An 18,631-nucleotide genomic window follows, 5' to 3' on the forward strand; every position below is an offset into this window, starting at 1 on the left:
AAAGGCACGCGCGAGCGGGCCGAGTAGAGCCGAACGGGTCTGGCCCGTCATAGCCAACGAACAAGCGGTCGATTAGGGCGAAGAGTCGTGGTCGGCAAGCGAGGTGGTACCACGCGGGTCGGAGCGTTTCCGACCAGGCGTCCTCGTGGAACAGGCAACGAGAAGGCCCGTCCAGGAGAAGCATGTCGTACCCCAAGAACTCTGATGAGACCCCCGGCGAGCAGCACCGCCACGCGGCCCCTGCCGTCACCCCGAGCCCGAACTTTCCGGCGATCGAAGAAGAGGTGCTCGGCTTCTGGAAGGCCGACGACACCTTCCGTGCGTCGATCGAGAACCGAGCGGATGCCGACGAGTGGGTGTTCTACGACGGCCCGCCTTTCGCGAACGGTCTGCCGCACTACGGCCACCTGCTCACCGGCTACGCCAAAGACCTGTTCCCGCGGTTCCAGACCATGCGCGGCAAGAAGGTAGAGCGCCGCTTCGGCTGGGACACGCACGGTCTGCCCGCCGAGCTCGAGGCGATGCGTCAGCTCGGAATCACCGAGAAGAGCCAGATCGAGGAGATGGGCATCGGCGTCTTCAACCAGGCGTCGCGCGACTCCGTGCTGCGCTACACCGGAGAGTGGCAGGAGTACGTGACCCGCCAGGCCCGCTGGGTTGACTTCGAGAACGACTACAAGACCCTCGACATCACGTTTATGGAGAGCGTCATCTGGGCGTTCAAGCAGCTGCACACGAAGGGGCTCGCCTACGAGGGCTTCCGGGTTCTGCCGTATTGCTGGCACGACGAGACGCCTCTCTCGAATCATGAGCTGCGTATGGACGACGACGTCTACAAGATGCGCCAGGACCAGACGGTCACCGTCACGTTCCCGCTCACCGGCGCCAAGGCGGAGGCGCTCGGCCTCACGGCCGTGCGCGCCCTGGCCTGGACCACGACGCCCTGGACCCTGCCGACGAACCTGGCGCTCGCGGTCGGCCCCAGCATCCAGTACGCGGTCGTGCCGGGCGGGCCGAACGGCGCCGCCGATGTGCACGAAGACAGGCTCGAAGGGGAATCCCACGAGTACCTCATCGCGAGCGATCTCGTGGGCAACTACGCGAAAGACCTGGGCTACGAGACCGCCGACGACGCCATCGCGGCGATCTCGCGCACCCACCTGGGGGCCGAGCTCGAGGGCGTGACGTACGACCGTCTCTGGGACTACTACGCCGACACCGAGACGTGGGGAACGCAGAACGCGTGGCGCATCCTCGTTGCCGACTACGTGTCGACCACCGACGGAACCGGCATCGTGCACCAGGCGCCCGCATACGGTGAGGAAGACCAGAAGATCTGCGAGGCCGCCGGAATCCCGGTGGTGATCTCGGTCGACGAGGGTGCGCGCTTTTTGCCCAGCGTCACCGACGTGGTCGGCCTGCAGGTCTTCGAGGCGAACAAGCCGCTCACCCAGCTGCTGCGTGCGAACGGCCGTCTGCTGCGCCAGGCCAGCTACGAGCACTCGTACCCGCACTGCTGGCGCTGCCGCAACCCGCTGATCTACAAGGCCGTGTCGAGCTGGTTCGTGCGCGTCACGGAGTTCCGCGACCGCATGGAGACGCTCAACCAGGAGATCAACTGGATCCCCGAGAACGTGAAGGACGGCCAGTTCGGCAAGTGGGTGTCGAACGCCCGCGACTGGTCCATCTCGCGCAACCGCTACTGGGGGTCTCCCATCCCGGTGTGGAAGAGCGACAACCCCGAGTACCCGAGGGTCGACGTCTACGGATCGCTCGACGAACTCGAGGCCGACTTCGGCGTGCGCCCCACCGACCTGCACCGGCCCTACATCGACGAGCTCACCCGGCCGAACCCCGACGACCCCACCGGTCAGTCGACCATGCGCCGCATCGAAGACGTGCTCGACGTGTGGTTCGATTCGGGCTCGATGCCCTTCGCCCAGGTGCACTACCCGTTCGAGAACCAGGACTGGTTCGACAGCCACAACCCGGCCGACTTCATCGTCGAGTACATCGGGCAGACCCGCGGCTGGTTCTACACGCTGCACACGCTCTCGACCGCGCTGTTCGATCGCCCGGCATTCCGCAATGTGGTCAGCCACGGCATCGTGCTCGGCAGCGACGGGCAGAAGATGTCGAAGAGTCTGCGCAACTACCCCGACGTCTCAGAGGTGCTCGACCGCGACGGGTCGGATGCGATGCGCTGGTTCCTGATGAGTTCGCCCGTTCTGCGCGGCGGAAACCTGGTCGTCACCGAGGAGTCGATCCGCGAGGCGACCAGGCAGGTTCTGTTGCCGCTGTGGAGCACGTACTACTTCTTCACGCTGTACGCCAACACCGCGGGCGAGTCAGGCTACGACGCGCAGCTGCGCACCGATTCGACCGATGTGCTCGACCGGTACCTCCTGGCTAAGACGCGCGAGCTGATCCACGACGTGGCGGCAGACCTCGACGCCTACGATTCGACGCTGGCGACCGCCAAGCTGCGGGACTTCGCCGACGTTCTCACCAACTGGTACGTGCGCCGCAGTCGTGACCGCTTCTGGTCGGGAACCGACACCGCCGCTTTCGACACCCTCTTCACGGTGCTCGAGGCCGTCACCCGGGTCGCCGCCCCCATGCTGCCCCTCGTCTCCGAGCGCATCTGGAAGGGACTCACGGGGGGCCGAAGCGTTCACCTCACCGACTGGCCCGATGAGAATCGGTTCCCGGCAGACCCGGCCCTCGTGCACGCCATGGATCAGGTGAGGGAGATCTCCTCCACCGTGCTGTCGCTGCGCAAGCAGAACGGTCTCCGTGTGCGTCTTCCCCTCGCGAACCTCACCATCGTGAGCTCGAATGTCGAAGCCCTGCGACCCTTCGAGGGCATCCTCGCCGACGAGCTCAACGTGAAGAGCGTCACGCTGGTCGAGCAGCAGTCGAACAGCGCCGTGGAGTTCGGCATCACGTCGAAGCTCACGGTGAACGCCCGCGCCGCAGGTCCGCGCCTCGGCAAGCAGGTGCAGGAGGTCATCAAGGCTGCACGTGGGGGTGACTGGTCAGAGAGCAACGGCGTGGTGACCGCGGGAGGCATCGACCTCGGCGACGGCGAATACGAGCTCGTGCTCGAAACGCAGGATGCCGGCGACGGCGCCCACACGGCCCTCGCTCTGCTCGCGGGTGGCGGATTCGCTCTGCTTGACACCGCGACGACCCCGGAACTCGAGGCGGAGGGTCTCGCCCGCGACATGATCCGTGCCGTGCAGGACGCTCGCAAGTCGGCGGGCTTCGAGGTGAGCGACAGGATCGTGCTCGACCTCGTCTTCTTCGACGACGCAGACGCGGACGCGCTGCGTCGGGCCTCGACCGTCGACGTGGCGGGGGAGACCCTTGCCACAGACTTCACCATCTCGGGCCCCCGTGACACCCCGGGTCTCGACGGGTACCGTGGAGATCTGGTCGCCGAGTGGATCGGCAACGTGGTCAACACCGCACCCGAGCGCGTCGTTCGCATCGGCGGCGCCAAGTACGCGAACATCGACGACGTCATCGTCGCGGTGAGCCGACAGTCAGGAATCCGCAATGTCTGATCACGAGTCCTCCGATCCAGAGAAGTCGGGCTACATCGGTCCGCTCGACGATACCGATCCCGACGAGTTCGTCGCCGCGGGTGACGCGGTTTATACGGCGCTTCTCGAGAGGATCGGCGAAGCCGCGCCCCAGCCCAGGCTCTCCGCCACTCGTCGCGTCGTCGAGTTGCTCGGCGATCCGCAGCGGGCATACCCCGTGATCCACATCACGGGCACGAACGGAAAGACGAGCACCAGTCGCATCACCGAGAGCATTCTGCGGGCGTATGGTCTGCGTACGGGACTCTTCACGAGCCCTCACCTCGAGCGACTCAACGAGCGGATCGTCATCGACGGCGAACCGATCAGCAACGAGGCACTTGCGGCGAACTGGGCAGACATCGAGCCGTTCCTGCAGATCGTCGACGGAGAGCTCGAGACGGCGGGGGAGCCCCGCATCACCTTCTTCGAGGCGCTGTCGATTCTTGCTTTCGCGTCGTTTGCCGACGCTCCGGTCGACGTCGCCGTGATCGAGGTGGGCATGGGCGGTGAGTGGGACTCCACGAACGTGGCCGACGGCCAGGTCGCAGTCATCACGCCGATCTCGCTCGATCACACGAACCGGCTGGGCAATACCGTCGAGGAGATCGCGCGTACCAAGTCAGGCATCATCAAACCGGTGTCGCACGTGGTCACGGCCGTTCAGCCCGGCGGTGCTCTGGCCGAACTGCAGCGCGCGGCCGAGCTCACCGAGTCCACCCTGGCTGCGCAGGGGGAGCAGTTCGGCCTGATCTCCAGCGCCGTCGGTGTTGGGGGCCAGGTCGTCTCCATCAAGGGGCTCGCTGGAACGTATTCCGATCTGTTCCTGCCGCTTTACGGTGCCCACCAGGCGCAGAACGCTGCAGTCGCCGTGGCCGCAGTCGAGTCGTTCCTCGGTGGGGGAACGCACGAACTCGCATCCGATGTCGTGAACGAGGGCTTCGCTACCGCCACGTCGCCGGGGCGCCTGCAACTGGTGGGCATCGAGCCCACCGTGCTCGTCGACGCCGCGCACAACCCCGGCGGGGCCGAGGTGCTGGCCGTGGCCATCACCGAATACTTCACGTTCGACAAGGTGGTCGCCGTTCTCGGCGTTCTCGGCGATAAAGACGTCGAGGGTATTGTTCGGGCGCTCGAGCCCGTCGTCACCGAGTTCGTCGTCACGGATGCGCCCAGCGACCGCGCGATCGATGCGGATTCGCTGGCGGCGATCGTCGTCGGCATCGTCGGTCGTGACCGTGTGACGGTCGAGCCAGAGCTTGAGCGCGCCATGGAGGTCGCTCGTGACAGCGCCGAGGAGGCCGAACGCGGCGCCGTGCTGGTGACGGGCTCGATCACGCTCGTCGGCGAGGCCATCACCCTGGCCGAGGCCGAGAAATGGAAGCCGTGACAGACATCCAGCCCCCGGCAGCTGAGGCCGGGCCGGCACGGCCCGCAAGGCCGGCCTCGGTGCGCCGGTCCCTCGGCTCTATAGTTCTGGGCTTCGAGAGCGTCGTGATGTTTCTCGCCGCACTCGTCGCGTTCGGGCTCAAGGCGCTGCCCGCCCTGCCCGCCCTCGGCGGCGGTGCTCTGCTGTGCGTCGGGCTGGTTGCCGGCGCCGGACTCCTGCGCTTTCGTTGGGGCTACGCCTTCGGATGGGTGCTGCAGGCCGCCATCATCGCGTCGGCCTTTCTCGTGCCGGTGATGTGGATCGTTGGCGCGCTCTTCGTGGGGCTGTGGACCTACTGCATGGTTGTCGGCGCCCGCATCGACCGTGAGAAAGCCGCTGCCGCCGCCGTTCAGCCCTGATCGGTCAGCGACCCTCGCTACAGTGAAACGGTACGTTTTCCCATTGTCTGGAAGGACATCTCTGTGACCATCACGAGCGAAGAATCCCTCGTTCTCATCAAGCCCGACGGCGTCGCCCGCAATCTCACGGGGGAGATCCTCTCCCGCATCGAGGCCAAGGGCTACCAGCTCGTCGATATCAAGCTGATCGAGCCGGAGCGCAGCCTGCTCGCGGCTCACTACGCCGAGCACGAGGGCAAGCCCTTCTACGAGCCGCTCCTCGAGTTCATGGAGTCGGGTCCGATCGTCGCGATCCGCATCGCCGGCAACCGTGTCATCGAGGGCTTCCGCTCACTCGCCGGTACGACCGACCCGACCACGGCGGCGCCCGGCACGATCCGCGGCGACCTGGGCCGTGACTGGGGACTGAAGGTTCAGCAGAACCTCGTGCACGGCAGCGACTCGCCCGAGTCCGCACAGCGCGAACTCGCCATCTGGTTCGGCTAGATCAGCTGTACAGAATGATCGTCGTGATGGCGTCGAGCCTCAACTGCGCCATCACGACGATAGCGAGGTAGCCGAGAAGCACGAGAATCCAGGTGAACGGGTAGAGGCGGGCGAAGATCTGTCGCGACGCGCCCGAGTTGCCGAAGTGGCCCTCTTTGAGATTGAAGACGGTCACGTAGAAGAACATCGGGATCATCACGCTCCACACCACCATGCAGTAGGGGCAGAGTGTTCCCAGAACGAAGATGCTCTGCGAGATCAGCCAGGCGACGAAGACGATCCCGGCCAGAACGCCCGCGTTGAACGTGATCCAGAACCACGCCGCGAATCGTGCGCCCGCGAGAATGGCGACGCCCACGATGATCGGGGCCATGAATGCGGCCACGCCGATGATCGGGTTCGGAAAGCCGAAGACCGATCCCTGAGCGCTCGACATGTTCACACCGCACTGCACGAGGGGCGAGATGTCACAGCTCGGACTGTAGGAGGGATCGATGAGAGTGTCGATCTTCTCCAGCGTGAGGTCGAACGCGGCAATCCACCCGATCACCCCGGCCACGACCAGGAAGATCGCGAAAATGAAGGGCCGTCTCGTCTTGATCGTCGTATCCACCACGGTCGGATTATGACACAGGGCAAAACACGCATTCTGAGAATGCGTGCGATAATTGGCGTCAGTCCTCCTGGCCGCGTCCGGGAAGACGCCAAAGAAGGCTTGTCGGAACGAAAGCAGGCGCAACCTCATCGGTCGCCCGCCTCATCCGAATACAGATGTACAGTCACAAAAGAAGTACACGTAAAGGCAGCCAGAGCCTATGTCGCCGGCTGTCCGTGTAAAGGATTGGCGAGGTCGTCGCTCAGGCGACGGGCTCGCTCTGGAGAGTACCGACGGGTGGCGCGGCCACCGGTTCGGCAAGGAGTGCACCAGCAATGGTGGAAGACAACAACAACCAAAGTTCATCGAACGCAGAATCAGCACCGCGCAAACGCCTCTTCGGAGGTCGCAAGTCGGCGAAGAAGGCCGTTGAGGCGCCTGCAGCAGCGGCCCCTCCCGTGCCCCCCACGGTAACCGACGCTCCGGCCCAGGCGCCTGCCGCCTCGAAAGAGATTGCGCCGGCCTTCGACGAGGAGCACCCCGGACTCGCTCCTCTCGAGCCGACCGTGCAGACGGACGCGCCCGTTCAGGCTCCAGTGCGGCGGCCGACCACCTCGCTGATCTTCCAAGCGCCCGATATCCAGCCGTTGCCCCCGCGTGACGACGACGAGCGTAACGACGACGATCGTCCCGACACCTCGGTGCGGCGCCGCTCCCGTCGTCGTTCTGGCGAAGACAACAGGCCGGGAGACAACGACCCGGCCAACACCGTCGTCAAGGTGCGCGCACCGCGCCCTGAGCCGGAACTCATCACCGAGCCCCAGCGCATCAAGGGCTCGACCCGCCTCGAGGCCAAGAAGCAGCGTCGCCGTGACGGTCGGGATGCGGGTCGCCGTCGTCCTGTCGTGACCGAGGCCGAGTTCCTTGCCCGCCGCGAGTCGGTCGATCGGGTAATGGTCGTGCGGGCCAAAGACAACAAGATTCAGATCGGCGTGCTCGAAGACGGCGTGCTCGTCGAGCACTACGTCGCCAAGGCGCAGGACGCGTCGCTGATCGGCAACGTCTATCTCGGCAAGGTGCAGAACGTGCTTCCCAGCATGGAGGCTGCCTTCGTCGACATCGGACGCGGCCGCAACGCCGTGCTGTACTCGGGTGAGGTCGACTGGGACGCCGCAGCCGCGGAGAACCCCAACGGCGGAAACCAGGCGCGCAAGATCGAACTCGCCCTCAAGCCGGGTGCAACCGTTCTGGTGCAGGTCACAAAAGATCCGGTCGGCCACAAGGGCGCCCGCCTGACCAGCCAGATCTCGCTTCCTGGTCGCTACCTCGTGTACGTGCCCAATGGATCGATGAATGGCATCTCTCGCAAGCTTCCCGATGTCGAGCGTTCGCGCCTCAAGAAGATCCTCAAAGAGGTGCTGCCCGATAACGTCGGCGTGATCGTGCGCACCGCCTCGGAGGGTGCGACTGAAGAACAGCTGACCCTCGATGTGAGCCGCCTCACCAAGCAGTGGGCCGAGATCTCGACCGCGGTGCAGAAGCAGCAGTCGCCCGCCCTTCTTCATTCCGAGCCCGATCTGCTGATCAAGATCGTGCGCGACGTGTTCAACGAGGACTTCCAGCGTCTCGTCATCTCGGGTGACGATGCTCGCTCGACGATCGAGACGTACCTGGGCCAGGTCGCTCCCGATCTGCTCGACCGGGTCGAGCGCTACGAGGGCGATCGCGACGCGTTCGACGAGTTCCGCATCTCGGAGCAGATCGAGAAGGCACTCGACCGCAAGGTATGGCTGCCGTCGGGCGGATCGCTCGTGATCGACCGAACCGAGGCCATGACCGTCGTCGACGTCAACACCGGCAAGTTCGTAGGTTCCGGCGGAAACCTCGAGGAGACCGTCACCAAGAACAACCTCGAAGCCGCTGAAGAGATCGTGCGCCAGCTGCGACTGCGCGACATCGGCGGCATCATCGTCGTCGACTTCATCGACATGGTTCTCGAGACGAATCGCGATCTGGTGCTGCGACGCATGGTCGAATGCCTCAGTCGCGACCGCACCAAGCACCAGGTGGCCGAGGTTACCTCGCTCGGTCTCGTGCAGATGACGCGCAAGAAGCTCGGTCTCGGACTACTCGAGTCGTTCAGCGAGGCCTGCGAGGTCTGCGCCGGGCGCGGGGTCATCGTGCATCACGATCCCGTCGTGAAACACCGGGGGACCGGCAGCGCACCCGCCTCGTCAGGAGCGCCCCAGCAGGAGCGTCGTCGCTCGGGTCGTGGCAACGGCGGCAACGGCAATGGCAATGGCTCAAACGGTTCGTCCGGCAACGGTTCGTCGAGCAGTTCGTCGTCGCACAGCGTTCCCGCTACCAAGCCCCACGGCATCACCGACGACGCCAAGAACGCGCTCGCCAAGATCGCCGCGTCGACCATCGCCACACACACGGGCGCGGTGAACATCATCACCCAGGAGCAGTCCGAGGCGGCCAAGGCCGCGTCGGCGCCGTCGGTCGAGGCTCCCGTCGAGGCCGCTCCGGTGTCTGAAAGCGTTCAGGCAGCACCGGATGCGTCGGCCTCGGATGCGCTGACCTCGTCGCGTCGCAAGGGCAACCGCCGCGCGCGCCAGTCGAAGCCCGTGGTCGATGTCGAGAGCGCCGAGTCGTCTTCGGCTGCCGAGGCTCCGCAGGCGCCCGTGGCCACGGATGCCGCCGCAGCTCCGGCCGCCGCAGAGCTTCCGGCCATCGAGATCCTGGACATCCCCGTAGCGAAGGCACCGGCAGCTCAGCGCCGCATCTCGAACCGAGACGCCGAAGTGCTTCTCGATTCGGTGCTCGGCGCTCTTCCCGAGCCCAAGCAGCCCGGTCAGGGACGCTCGCGCAGCCGGCGCGTGAGCACGGCAGCTCTCTCGGCTCCGACGCCCGAGGAGCAGCAGCAGTAGCAATCAGGCCGCAGCACTCGTCAGAGGCCGCTATCGCCCCGCATCGGGACGATCGCGGCCTTTGACGCGTAACCCGCTGCGCTCGAGTCGCCGCACGAGATCTCGGTAGCTCACCGGCAGGGCCCCGGCCGCGACGAGTTCGTCGTGGCGCGCGATGGGCACGTCGTAGTGATCGAGGTCGAAGCTGCGCGCGGGCAGACCGGCAGCGCGCGCGAACTCGTGAAGCTCATCGAGCGACGAGTCGCTGACGAGGTGGCCCCAGATGGTGCCGTGAGCGGGCCAGATGGGCCAGTCGATGAGCACGGTCATGATCTTCTCGAGTGTACGGCTGTGCGACGCTTCTGAGCTTCGGGGTCGGGCCGTCGCGCTACCTGGCTCCGGCCGTGACCAGAGGCTGTTATGCTGTCGAGAGCGCAAAGACCTCGACCGAACCCTCGGGGGAAGGCGCTCATCAACGTGCTCCGGGTTTGACCGGAGCGCGAGTGTGACGTAAAGTTGTCCGTTGGCGCGCGCTTGGCTCAGCCCGCGTGTCAATCGAGTTTTGTGGGCATTCGCTCTCTAGAGAATAGGTACTGAAGTGGTTTACGCAGTTGTGCGCGCCGGTGGTCGGCAAGAAAAGGTAGAGGTCGGCACGATCGTCACCCTCGACCGCATCAAGGCCGACAAAGACGGCAACATCGAGTTGGCCGCCGTGCTGCTCGTCGACGGTGACAAGATCACCTTCGACGCCGCATCGCTCGCCAAGGTCACCGTCACAGCCGAGGTTCTCGAAGACCTCCGTGGCCCGAAGATCGTCATCCAGAAGTTCAAGAACAAGACCGGGTACAAGAAGCGCCAGGGTCACCGTCAAGACCTGACCCGCGTCAAGGTCACCGGAATCAAGTAGGGCAGGAAGAGCTAATGGCACATAAAAAGGGCGCGAGTTCCACTCGCAACGGTCGTGACTCCAACGCACAGCGTCTGGGCGTCAAGCGCTTCGGTGGCCAGGTCGTTGGAGCGGGCGAGATCATCGTTCGCCAGCGCGGCACCCACTTCCACCCCGGCGTGAACGTCGGCCGTGGCGGCGACGACACCCTGTTCGCACTGGCCGCTGGTTCGGTCGAGTTCGGACACAAGGGTGGCCGCAAGGTCATCAACATCGTGGCAGGCGAGTAGCACCACCTCGCAGGCACAGATGGCAGGGGCGGGCTTCGGCCCGCTCCTGCCATTCTTCGTTTTTCACAGAAACATCAACGTTAGGAGAGCAGATGGCAACGTTTGTTGACCATGTGACACTCCACCTCCGCGCAGGCAATGGCGGCAATGGCTGCGTGTCGGTGAAGCGCGAGAAGTTCAAGCCGCTCGCGGGCCCCGACGGCGGAACCGGCGGCAACGGCGGCGACATCGTGCTCGTAGCCGACCCCGGCGTCACCACCCTTCTCGGATTCCACCGCTCGCCGCATCGTCGCAGCGAGAATGGCGGCCCCGGCATGGGCGACCACCGCAGCGGTACGAACGCCGACGAACTCGTGCTGAGCGTGCCTATCGGAACGCTCGTGAAAGACGCAGACGGCACTGAGATCGCCGATATGACAGACGCAGGCATGCGCGTCGTCGTTGCAGAGGCGGGCCAGGGCGGGCTCGGCAACGCCGCGCTGGCGAACACAAAGCGAAAGGCTCCGGGCTTCGCTCTGCTCGGAACGCTTGGCTTCGAGGGCGACGTTCGACTCGAACTGAAGGTCGTCGCAGACGTCGCCCTCGTGGGCTACCCGTCCGCTGGCAAGTCGAGTCTCGTCGCCGCGCTCTCTGCCGCGAAGCCCAAGATCGCCGACTACCCGTTCACGACTCTTCACCCCAACCTGGGCGTCGTTCAGGCGGGGGAGACCCGCTACACGATCGCCGATGTTCCCGGCCTCATCGAGGGTGCGAGCGAGGGCAAGGGGCTGGGCCTCGAATTCCTTCGCCATGTGGAGCGCTGCACCGCGCTGCTGCACGTGCTCGACTGCGCCACGCTCGAGCCGGGTCGCGATCCGATCTCCGATCTCGACATCATTCTCGCCGAACTCGCCGCGTACCCGGTTCCCGACGGGCAGATCCCGCTGCTCGAACGTCCGCAGCTCATCGCTCTGAACAAGATCGACGTGCCGGAGGGGCGTGAGCTCGCCGACTTCGTCACGCCCGAGCTCGAAGCGCGGGGATACCGCGTGTTCGAGATCTCCACGGTGAGTCACGAGGGTCTGAAGCCTCTGTCATTCGCTCTTGCCCAGCTCGTCGAAGAGGGTAGGCAGGCGCTCATCGATGCTCCGCCGAAGCCTCGCCTCGTTATGCGTCCCCGTGCCGTCGACGAAGCCGGGTTCACCGTGCGCGTCGAGGGCGGTTCGGGCGGAAACATCTATCGCGTTCTCGGCACGAAGCCCGAGCGCTGGGTGCAGCAGACCGACTTCACGAACGAAGAGGCGATTGGCTTCCTCGCCGACCGTCTGGCCAAGCTCGGCGTCGAAGACCAGCTCTTCAAGAAGGGCGCGCAGGCAGGCTCGACGGTCATCATCGGCCTCGACAACGGCGTGGTATTCGACTGGGAGCCCACGATGACCTCGACGGCCGAGCTCGTCACCGCGCCTCGCGGTCTCGACCCTCGACTGCTCAAAGACGGCCGACGCACCAGCAACCAGCGCCGCGAAGAGTACTTCGAGCGCATGGACGCCAAGGCCGAGGCCCGCGCAGAACTCGTGCGCGAGAAAGAGGCGGGACTCTGGCGCGAAGACAGCACGGACGAGGAGTGACCCGCGTTCGGTTGGCCGATCGCAGCGACATCGAGCGCGCGAGACGCATCGTCGTAAAGGTGGGCTCGTCGTCGATCTCCGGCGACAACGCCGGCCAGATCGCGCCACTCGTCGATGCTCTGGCCGAGGCGCACGGTCGCGGCGTCGAGATCATGCTCGTCTCCTCGGGCGCGATCGCGACCGGCATGCCCTATCTGCAGCTCGACTCCCGCCCCACCGATCTCGCTACCCAGCAGGCGGCGGCGGCTGTGGGGCAGAACGTGCTCATCTACCGCTATCAAGACAGCCTCGACCGCTTCGACATCGTGGCGGGCCAGGTGCTGCTCACGGCCGGTGACCTCGAGAACCCCACGCCGCGCTCGAACGCGCAGCGCGCAATGGAGCGCCTGCTCGGCCTGCGCATCCTGCCCATCGTGAACGAGAACGACACGGTGGCCACCCATGAGATCCGCTTCGGCGACAACGACCGGCTTGCCTCGCTCGTGGCCGAGCTCGTGCAGGCCGACCTGCTCGTGCTGCTCTCCGACGTCGACGCCCTTTACACGCGCCCGCCCCTCGAGCCGGGCGCCATCCTGATCTCGCACGTGCCTTACGGCGATGAGCTCGACGGTGTCGTCGTAGGCGACGTGGGAACGGGTCTCGGCACGGGTGGCGCGACGACCAAGGTGTCGGCCGCCCGTTATGCGGCCAGCAACGGAACGGCGGTCATTTTGACTTCGACGCCGCAGGCCGCGCAGGCCCTCGCAGGTGAGCCCGTCGGAACCTGGTTCGACGCGGCCCCCTAGCCGTAAACTGGGCGTTATGCCCCTTTCGACACTGGCCTCCAGCACGTTCACCGAGAAACTGGATGCCGCGCGCATTTCTGCGCTGAGCCTCGCCCAGGCGACGACCGACGTGAAGAATGCCGCGCTCTCGGCCGTCGCGGAACAGCTGCGGGCGAACGTGCCGCGTATCGTCGAGGCCAACGATCTCGACCTCGCCAACGGGCGCGAGAACGGGCTCGCCGCCGGGCTTCTCGATAGGCTCACTCTGAACGACGCACGCATCGAGGCACTCGCGTCGGCAACTCTCGATCTCGTCGGCCTGGTCGACCCGGTGGGGGAGACCGTGCGTGGCCGTTCGCTTCCGAACGGCGTACGCATCGAGCAGGTGCGCGTGCCCTTCGGCGTCGTCGGAGCGATCTACGAGGCTCGACCCAACGTCACGATCGACATCGCCGCGCTCGCCATCAAGAGCGGCAACGCTGTCGTTCTGCGAGGCGGCTCCGCGGCTGAGAACACCAATAGGGTGCTCGTCGATCTCCTTCAGACAGCACTCGATTCGGTCGGCCTGCCGCGAGAGGCGGCTCAGACCATCGACGAATTCGGCCGTGAGGGTGCGACCGCGCTTATGACGGCCCGGGGATACATCGACGTGCTGATTCCCCGGGGCAGCGCGGCCCTCATCAATACCGTCGTCACGGAGTCGACGGTTCCGGTCATCGAGACCGGTGCCGGCATCGTGCACATCTTCCTTGACTCCAGCGCAGACCTCGAGATGGCCACCGCCATCGTGCACAACTCCAAGGTGCAGCGTCCGAGTGTGTGCAACGCGCTCGAGACACTGCTGGTGCACGAGGGCGCTGCGGACCGACTACTCCCCGGCGTGCTCGGTGCGCTGCGGGCATCCGGTGTCACTATCCATGGCGATGCCCGCACGCTCTCGCTGTTTCCCGATGCGGTAGAGGCCACCGACGAGGATTGGGCGACCGAGTACATGACACTCGACCTCGCTGTGCGGGTCGTTGCCGGCCTCGACGAGGCGATGGATCACATCCGCCAGTACTCGACGCACCACACTGAGTCGATCATCACCAACGACCTGTCCAACTCCGAGCGCTTCCTGCGCGAGGTCGACTCCGCGGCTGTGATGGTGAACGCCTCGACTCGCTTCACAGACGGGGGCGAGTTCGGCTTCGGAGCAGAGGTTGGCATCTCCACCCAGAAGCTGCACGCCCGCGGCCCGATGGGGCTTCCCGAGCTCACGAGCACGAAGTGGCTGGTGCGGGGAACGGGGCAGGTGCGCTCGTAGCGGTATCCTTTATCGACCGCGTTATTTTCTGCGCGCCGCCGACGACGAAAGAGAACCATGTCAGTTGTGACCAGCCTGTTGGCCGAAGCTGAGGCCCACGTCGAATTGCCGTTCCCGGCCATCGTCTTCGGACTCATCGCCTTCGTCATCTTCACCGCACTGGCCGCTGTGATGTGGAGCTACCGCGATGTCGCCAACCGCCACCCGCGCAAGTCCGCAGCATATGCGGCCAGCCACGATCCTCACGGACACGCAGACCGCACCGGCGCAGACCACTAGGCACCGAACAACGTGAGCTCCACGAGCGGCCGGCGCGCCCGGATCGGTGTGATGGGTGGCACCTTTGACCCCATTCACCACGGGCACCTCGTGGCCGCCAGCGAGGTGGCCCAGTCGTTCGACCTCGATGAGGTTGTCTTCGTGCCCACTGGTCAGCCGTGGCAGAAGAAGGTCGTTACACCGGCCGAGCACCGTTACCTGATGACGGTCATCGCCACCGCGTCGAACCCGCGCTTCACCGTGAGCCGCGTCGACATCGACCGCGTCGGCGACACATACACGATCGACACCCTGCGCGATCTGCACGAGCAGCGCCCTGATGCCGACCTGTTCTTCATCTCCGGCGCCGACGCCATTGCCCAGATCCTGGGATGGAAAAACGCCGAAGAGCTCTGGTCGCTGGCTCACTTCGTAGCCGTCTCGCGGCCAGGGCATCCGTTGTCCATTTCCGCTTTGCCGCATGAAGACGTAAGCTATTTGGAAGTTCCGGCTCTAGCGATATCGTCCACTGACATACGCGGCCGGGTGGGCCGGGGTTTTCCGGTGTGGTACTTGGTACCCGACGGTGTCGTACAGTACATCACCAAGCACCATCTATATCGGAGTTTTGAATGACGTTGTCTCCCGACGAGCAGCCGCTGACACGGCGCCAGCTGCGCGAACTTGAGCGCACCATGCCCAAGAAAGACCGGCAGGACGCCGCCAAGGTGCAGGAAGAGGCCGCGCGACGTGCAGCCGAGGCCGACGCCGCCTCGCAGCCCGCTGCTGAGCAGGCGCCCGAGATTCCTTCCGAGCAGCCCGCGACCTCCGAGGCCGAGGCGAGCCAGGCATCCGATGTCACCGAGGTCGTCGAAGACGCCGTCGTCGTCGAAGAACCGACTCAGGCGATTCCGACGTTCGAACGCGAGGCGCCGCAGCAGATGCCGTCTCCGGTCGGCGCGCGCGGCGCATCCGACCCGATCTCGAGCTTCGCGCCCGAGGCCTCCGAGCCGAAGCCCATTGTCGAAGAGCTCGTCATTGACGACGTGCCGATCGATGACGACCCTGACGACGGTGACTCCGTCACCGAGATCACCGTAGAGTCGCTCTCGAGCGGCCCGATTCTCGCGCCCATCTTCCAGCCGCCGGCCGTCGTCCCCGACGTCGAGGCGCCGGCCAAGGTCGACGACTCCGACGCTTCGTTCGACGACCTGATCTCGTCGCGCACTGTCGGATCGACCAACTCATCGCAGACCAGCGCGCTCGTTCTTCCTGCTGTTCCCAGCAGCATGGACATGGGCACGGCTCTCGATGAGACCGGCGAGGTCATCATCACCGGATCGATCGATCTGCCCTCGAGCATGGGCGCCAGTGGCGCTCCCGCCGCGGGAATCGAGTCGAAAGACCTGGACGCGCTTCTCGAAATCGGCGAGACCGAGCAGAGCGGCGACGACGTCGCACCGGTCAGTGCCAGTCGAGCGGTCAGCACCGGGGCGTCGAACAACGCCCTCGTCACTCCTCCCAAGCGGGGCAGGGCCAATGTGCCCGTCGTCCTCGCGATCACCGCGGGTGTTCTCGCGATCGGCGTCGTGGGTCTTCTGCTCGCCGCCTTTGTCTTCAGGATCTTCTAAATTCAATTGACAGCCTCAGTACGCTCCATCGAGCTCACCCAGATCGCGGCCTCGGCTGCTGATTCGAAGCAGGCATCCGATCTCGTCGCTCTCGACGTGTCCGGCCCGCTTCCCCTTGCCGACGTCTTCTTCCTCGCCTCAGGCCGCAACGAGCGCAATGTCGTCGCTATCGGCGAGGAGATCATCGATCGCTTCGCAGAGCAGGGCGTCAAGATTCTGCGCCGTGAAGGTCTCTCAGAGGGCCGCTGGGCCCTTCTCGACTTCGGCGATGTGGTCGTGCACGTCTTTCACGAGGAAGACCGCATGTACTACTCTCTCGAGCGTCTCTGGAAGGACTGCCCGGTCGTTCCGATCGAGGTCGCCTCGTCGGAGGCCAGCGCCTGACGCTGACAGCAACCGGATCGCGTCTCGATTTTTCTTCGGCGGGATCCATGTTGTAAGCTAGGTAAGTTGTTTCGGCCCGGTGCGAAAGCGCAGGGAGGGAACATGAACGGGGCTGTGGCGCAGTTGGTAGCGCACCTGCATGGCATGCAGGGGGTCAGGGGTTCGAATCCCCTCAGCTCCACCATATGGTTACTACGAGAACCCATGACATGAAGTAGTGCTCCGGATCGAGAATTGACAAGACCGCCCTCTGGGGCGGTTTTGTCGTTTCTGGCTATGTCGAGTGGCACGTTGATCTCTGCTTCCGGCAGAACCGGTAACGGCGTTCTGGACAATCTCGTGGTCAAGTAGGCTCGGATGCACTCTCAGGGGGCTTGATGTTCGGCAGCGCTACGCACAGTCAGGCCGAGAAGCGAACCATAAATGCGGCTACGACCCGAGTGCCCGGGCCAACGGGCGCGGCGATCTTCGTCGGGGTGTTTGCCGCAGTCGTCTCGGTGCTCGGGTCATGGGTGCCCTCCTACTGGAGTGACGAGGTCGCGTCTCTTCGTGCGGCACGGCTCACATGGCAGGAACTTTTCGAATTTACGGGCCACATAGACGGTGTTCATGTCGCCTACTACTGCGTACTGAAGGTCTGGACCGGAGTCTTTGGCGAATCGGAACTTGCCACGCGCTCTCTGTCTGCCGCGTGCATCGGTCTCGCGGCCGCAGGCCTCGTTCGCCTCGTCTTTTTACTATCAACGACCTCAACTGCCGTCATGGCCGGAGTCATCTTTGCCGTGCTTCCGCGCATCACATTCCTCGGTATCGAGTCGCGCTCGTTTGCGCTTAACATCGCCCTGGTGATCTGGATGACGATCGCACTGGTGCAGGCAACGGAGCTCAGACGGCGACGTTGGTGGGTCCTGTACTCCGTTCTCTTGACTGTGGCGATCTATGTTTTTCTCTACGCGGCGTTGCTCGTGGGGGCTCATCTCATATACACCCTTGCGCGTGGGGGTCGCCGTGTTCTGGGCAGCTGGTTCCTTTCGGTTCTCGCTGCCGTCGTGCTCTCGACGCCGATATTTCTCGCAGCGGTTCATCAGCGAGACCAAATTTCATGGTTGTCAGAGCAATCTGCCGTGAACCCATGGGCCATCTTTGGTGCGCCGGTTTTCGAAACCTCCTGGCTCGTCGCGTTACTCGCCTGGGCAGGACTCCTCTTGCTTGTGCTGAGAGCTCGTGTGATCCTGGCAAGCGAGGAGCGCTGGTTGTGCCTCCTTGCTTGCGTCTGGTTCATCGTGCCGACAACGACGCTGTTGATGGCCGACGCTGTCGTCGGTCCTCTCTACACAGGCAGGTATCTTGCGGTCACCGCTCCAGCCATGGCCATTCTGTTGGCGATCGCCATCAAGCTTTGGGCGAAACCACTTCTTGGCTGGACCTTTGTCGCTGTGATCGTCGTCGCTACCCTCCCCACCTATGTGGGGCAGCGCGAACCGCTCGCCAAGAACGGGGGCAGCGATCTCGCGCAAATCTCCGACTATGTCGCCGAGCATTCCGAGCTTGGGGACGCCATTTATCTTGAAAAGGGAAGTGGCCCCAGTCGTCCTCGACAGGCTCTATACGCCTATCCGAGATCGTTCGCTGGGCTGGTCGACATCGGCTTCGAGCAGTCGTTTGTGGCTACGGGAACGTTCTCCGATCGAACAGCATCGCTCAACGAGCTCCCGTTATTGCTGACGGGAGTGGACAGGATATGGGTTGTGACTGCTGGTGGCTCGGATGCGACTGCGAACGTATCGGCACACGAGATCCTCGCGGCTTCGGGCTACAGCGTCAGGGAACGGTCCGCAACGAACCGCTCTCTAGTCACGTTGTACGAGCGGTAGCCCCATTGGCGATCTGAGCTCACCTCTCTGGTCGGCGCAGATACTGCTCGATGCGCCGGATGAGATTCGACGGGCTCACCGCGAGTTCTTCGCCGCTGGGGCGCGGGTGGCATCGGCGGCGACTGCGAGCCATGGCCACGGCGAAACCCGATTTGTTTGCCGTCGAGAAGATTCCGTTGTGCGCCGAGGTCGACGCGATCTCGACGGAAATCGCCGGACTCGGCATCCCGACGTGGATCAGTGTCACCATCGCCGACGGTCGT

Annotated in this window: 17 protein-coding genes, 1 tRNA gene and 1 pseudogene; 17 read left to right on the top strand and 2 right to left on the bottom strand. The window is 64.7% G+C overall.

Annotated elements, in window-relative coordinates:
* The first annotated feature begins 182 nt into the window (after positions 1 to 182).
* The 4 genes from ileS to ndk all read left to right on the top strand — a co-directional run bounded on the left by ileS (position 183) and on the right by ndk (position 5,861).
* Complete coding sequence (gene ileS, locus TZ00_RS15100; RefSeq protein WP_084606184.1) at positions 183 to 3,569, top strand: isoleucine--tRNA ligase; 3,387 nt, start codon at positions 183 to 185, stop codon at positions 3,567 to 3,569.
* Positions 3,562 to 4,977, top strand: coding sequence for a bifunctional folylpolyglutamate synthase/dihydrofolate synthase (locus TZ00_RS15105; protein WP_084606186.1), 1,416 nt, complete (start codon positions 3,562 to 3,564; stop codon positions 4,975 to 4,977). Before ileS ends, TZ00_RS15105 begins: the two co-directional genes overlap by 8 nt.
* The gene (locus TZ00_RS15110; RefSeq protein WP_238579712.1) at positions 4,974 to 5,375 is read left to right on the top strand and encodes a DUF4233 domain-containing protein; all 402 of its coding nucleotides are present in this window, start codon (positions 4,974 to 4,976) and stop codon (positions 5,373 to 5,375) included. Before TZ00_RS15105 ends, TZ00_RS15110 begins: the two co-directional genes overlap by 4 nt.
* 69 nt (positions 5,376 to 5,444) lie before the next feature.
* Positions 5,445 to 5,861 carry a nucleoside-diphosphate kinase gene (gene ndk, locus TZ00_RS15115; RefSeq protein WP_044443109.1) on the top strand — a complete coding sequence of 139 codons (417 nt, stop codon included), beginning with the start codon at positions 5,445 to 5,447 and terminating at the stop codon, positions 5,859 to 5,861.
* A gap of 1 nt (position 5,862) precedes the next feature.
* Here ndk and TZ00_RS15120 read toward each other — a convergent pair whose 3' ends face one another.
* A complete protein-coding gene (locus tag TZ00_RS15120; RefSeq protein WP_338010798.1) occupies positions 5,863 to 6,477 on the bottom strand; it encodes a vitamin K epoxide reductase family protein in 615 nt (204 codons plus the stop codon).
* Between the two features lie 314 nt (positions 6,478 to 6,791).
* Here TZ00_RS15120 and TZ00_RS15125 point away from each other — a divergent pair, with 314 nt between their 5' ends.
* Positions 6,792 to 9,389, top strand: a complete 2,598-nt coding sequence (locus tag TZ00_RS15125; protein ID WP_044442943.1) for an Rne/Rng family ribonuclease — start codon at positions 6,792 to 6,794, stop codon at positions 9,387 to 9,389.
* A 30-nt stretch (positions 9,390 to 9,419) separates the two neighbouring features.
* On the opposite strand, the gene TZ00_RS15130 is transcribed toward TZ00_RS15125, so the two are convergent.
* Positions 9,420 to 9,698: a DUF4031 domain-containing protein gene (locus tag TZ00_RS15130; RefSeq protein WP_044442945.1), complete on the bottom strand. Its 279-nt coding sequence runs from the start codon at positions 9,696 to 9,698 to the stop codon at positions 9,420 to 9,422.
* Positions 9,699 to 9,966: 268 nt separating this feature from the next.
* On the opposite strand from TZ00_RS15130, the gene rplU reads away from it, so the two are divergent.
* The 12 genes and pseudogenes from rplU to TZ00_RS20645 form a co-directional block, all read left to right on the top strand.
* A complete protein-coding gene (gene rplU, locus TZ00_RS15135; RefSeq protein WP_044442947.1) occupies positions 9,967 to 10,275 on the top strand; it encodes a 50S ribosomal protein L21 in 309 nt (102 codons plus the stop codon).
* Between the two features lie 14 nt (positions 10,276 to 10,289).
* Positions 10,290 to 10,544: a 50S ribosomal protein L27 gene (gene rpmA, locus TZ00_RS15140; RefSeq protein ID WP_044442950.1), complete on the top strand. Its 255-nt coding sequence runs from the start codon at positions 10,290 to 10,292 to the stop codon at positions 10,542 to 10,544.
* A gap of 92 nt (positions 10,545 to 10,636) precedes the next feature.
* Positions 10,637 to 12,151: a GTPase ObgE gene (gene obgE / locus TZ00_RS15145; protein ID WP_044442952.1), complete on the top strand. Its 1,515-nt coding sequence runs from the start codon at positions 10,637 to 10,639 to the stop codon at positions 12,149 to 12,151.
* Positions 12,152 to 12,162: 11 nt separating this feature from the next.
* Positions 12,163 to 12,936 (top strand): glutamate 5-kinase, encoded by a 774-nt coding sequence (gene proB / locus TZ00_RS15150; protein WP_174436083.1) that lies wholly within the window; start codon positions 12,163 to 12,165, stop codon positions 12,934 to 12,936.
* Positions 12,937 to 12,952: 16 nt separating this feature from the next.
* On the top strand, positions 12,953 to 14,221 hold the full coding sequence (locus tag TZ00_RS15155) for a glutamate-5-semialdehyde dehydrogenase (protein WP_044442956.1): 1,269 nt from the start codon (positions 12,953 to 12,955) through the stop codon (positions 14,219 to 14,221).
* Between the two features lie 57 nt (positions 14,222 to 14,278).
* The gene (locus TZ00_RS15160) at positions 14,279 to 14,500 is read left to right on the top strand and encodes a hypothetical protein (RefSeq protein ID WP_044442958.1); all 222 of its coding nucleotides are present in this window, start codon (positions 14,279 to 14,281) and stop codon (positions 14,498 to 14,500) included.
* Positions 14,501 to 14,512: 12 nt separating this feature from the next.
* Entirely contained in the window at positions 14,513 to 15,115 is a 603-nt protein-coding gene (gene nadD, locus TZ00_RS15165; protein WP_078715275.1) for a nicotinate-nucleotide adenylyltransferase, read from the top strand.
* Positions 15,112 to 16,110, top strand: coding sequence for a hypothetical protein (locus tag TZ00_RS15170; RefSeq protein ID WP_044442961.1), 999 nt, complete (start codon positions 15,112 to 15,114; stop codon positions 16,108 to 16,110). Before nadD ends, TZ00_RS15170 begins: the two co-directional genes overlap by 4 nt.
* A gap of 6 nt (positions 16,111 to 16,116) precedes the next feature.
* The gene (gene rsfS, locus TZ00_RS15175; protein ID WP_044442963.1) at positions 16,117 to 16,494 is read left to right on the top strand and encodes a ribosome silencing factor; all 378 of its coding nucleotides are present in this window, start codon (positions 16,117 to 16,119) and stop codon (positions 16,492 to 16,494) included.
* Between the two features lie 108 nt (positions 16,495 to 16,602).
* Positions 16,603 to 16,678: transfer RNA gene (locus tag TZ00_RS15180), tRNA-Ala, on the top strand.
* A gap of 292 nt (positions 16,679 to 16,970) precedes the next feature.
* Positions 16,971 to 18,368: a glycosyltransferase family 39 protein gene (locus tag TZ00_RS15185; RefSeq protein ID WP_238579713.1), complete on the top strand. Its 1,398-nt coding sequence runs from the start codon at positions 16,971 to 16,973 to the stop codon at positions 18,366 to 18,368.
* 131 nt (positions 18,369 to 18,499) lie between these two features.
* Positions 18,500 to 18,586: pseudogene (locus tag TZ00_RS20645) on the top strand (hypothetical protein); the annotation flags it as partial.
* Positions 18,587 to 18,631 lie beyond the last annotated feature (45 nt).

Source organism: Agreia bicolorata, assembly GCF_000938265.1.
GTDB classification, from domain to species: Bacteria; Actinomycetota; Actinomycetes; order Actinomycetales; family Microbacteriaceae; genus Agreia; species Agreia bicolorata.

Coding starts and splice junctions, on each gene's coding strand:
- TZ00_RS15125 (WP_044442943.1), top strand. CDS start 6,792: ATGGTGGAAGACAACAACAACCAAAGTTCATCGAACGCAGAATCAGCA.
- TZ00_RS15170 (WP_044442961.1), top strand. CDS start 15,112: ATGACGTTGTCTCCCGACGAGCAGCCGCTGACACGGCGCCAGCTGCGC.
- ileS (WP_084606184.1), top strand. CDS start 183: ATGTCGTACCCCAAGAACTCTGATGAGACCCCCGGCGAGCAGCACCGC.
- obgE (WP_044442952.1), top strand. CDS start 10,637: ATGGCAACGTTTGTTGACCATGTGACACTCCACCTCCGCGCAGGCAAT.
- TZ00_RS15160 (WP_044442958.1), top strand. CDS start 14,279: ATGTCAGTTGTGACCAGCCTGTTGGCCGAAGCTGAGGCCCACGTCGAA.
- TZ00_RS15105 (WP_084606186.1), top strand. CDS start 3,562: ATGTCTGATCACGAGTCCTCCGATCCAGAGAAGTCGGGCTACATCGGT.
- rpmA (WP_044442950.1), top strand. CDS start 10,290: ATGGCACATAAAAAGGGCGCGAGTTCCACTCGCAACGGTCGTGACTCC.
- TZ00_RS15130 (WP_044442945.1), bottom strand. CDS start 9,698: ATGACCGTGCTCATCGACTGGCCCATCTGGCCCGCTCACGGCACCATC.
- TZ00_RS15155 (WP_044442956.1), top strand. CDS start 12,953: ATGCCCCTTTCGACACTGGCCTCCAGCACGTTCACCGAGAAACTGGAT.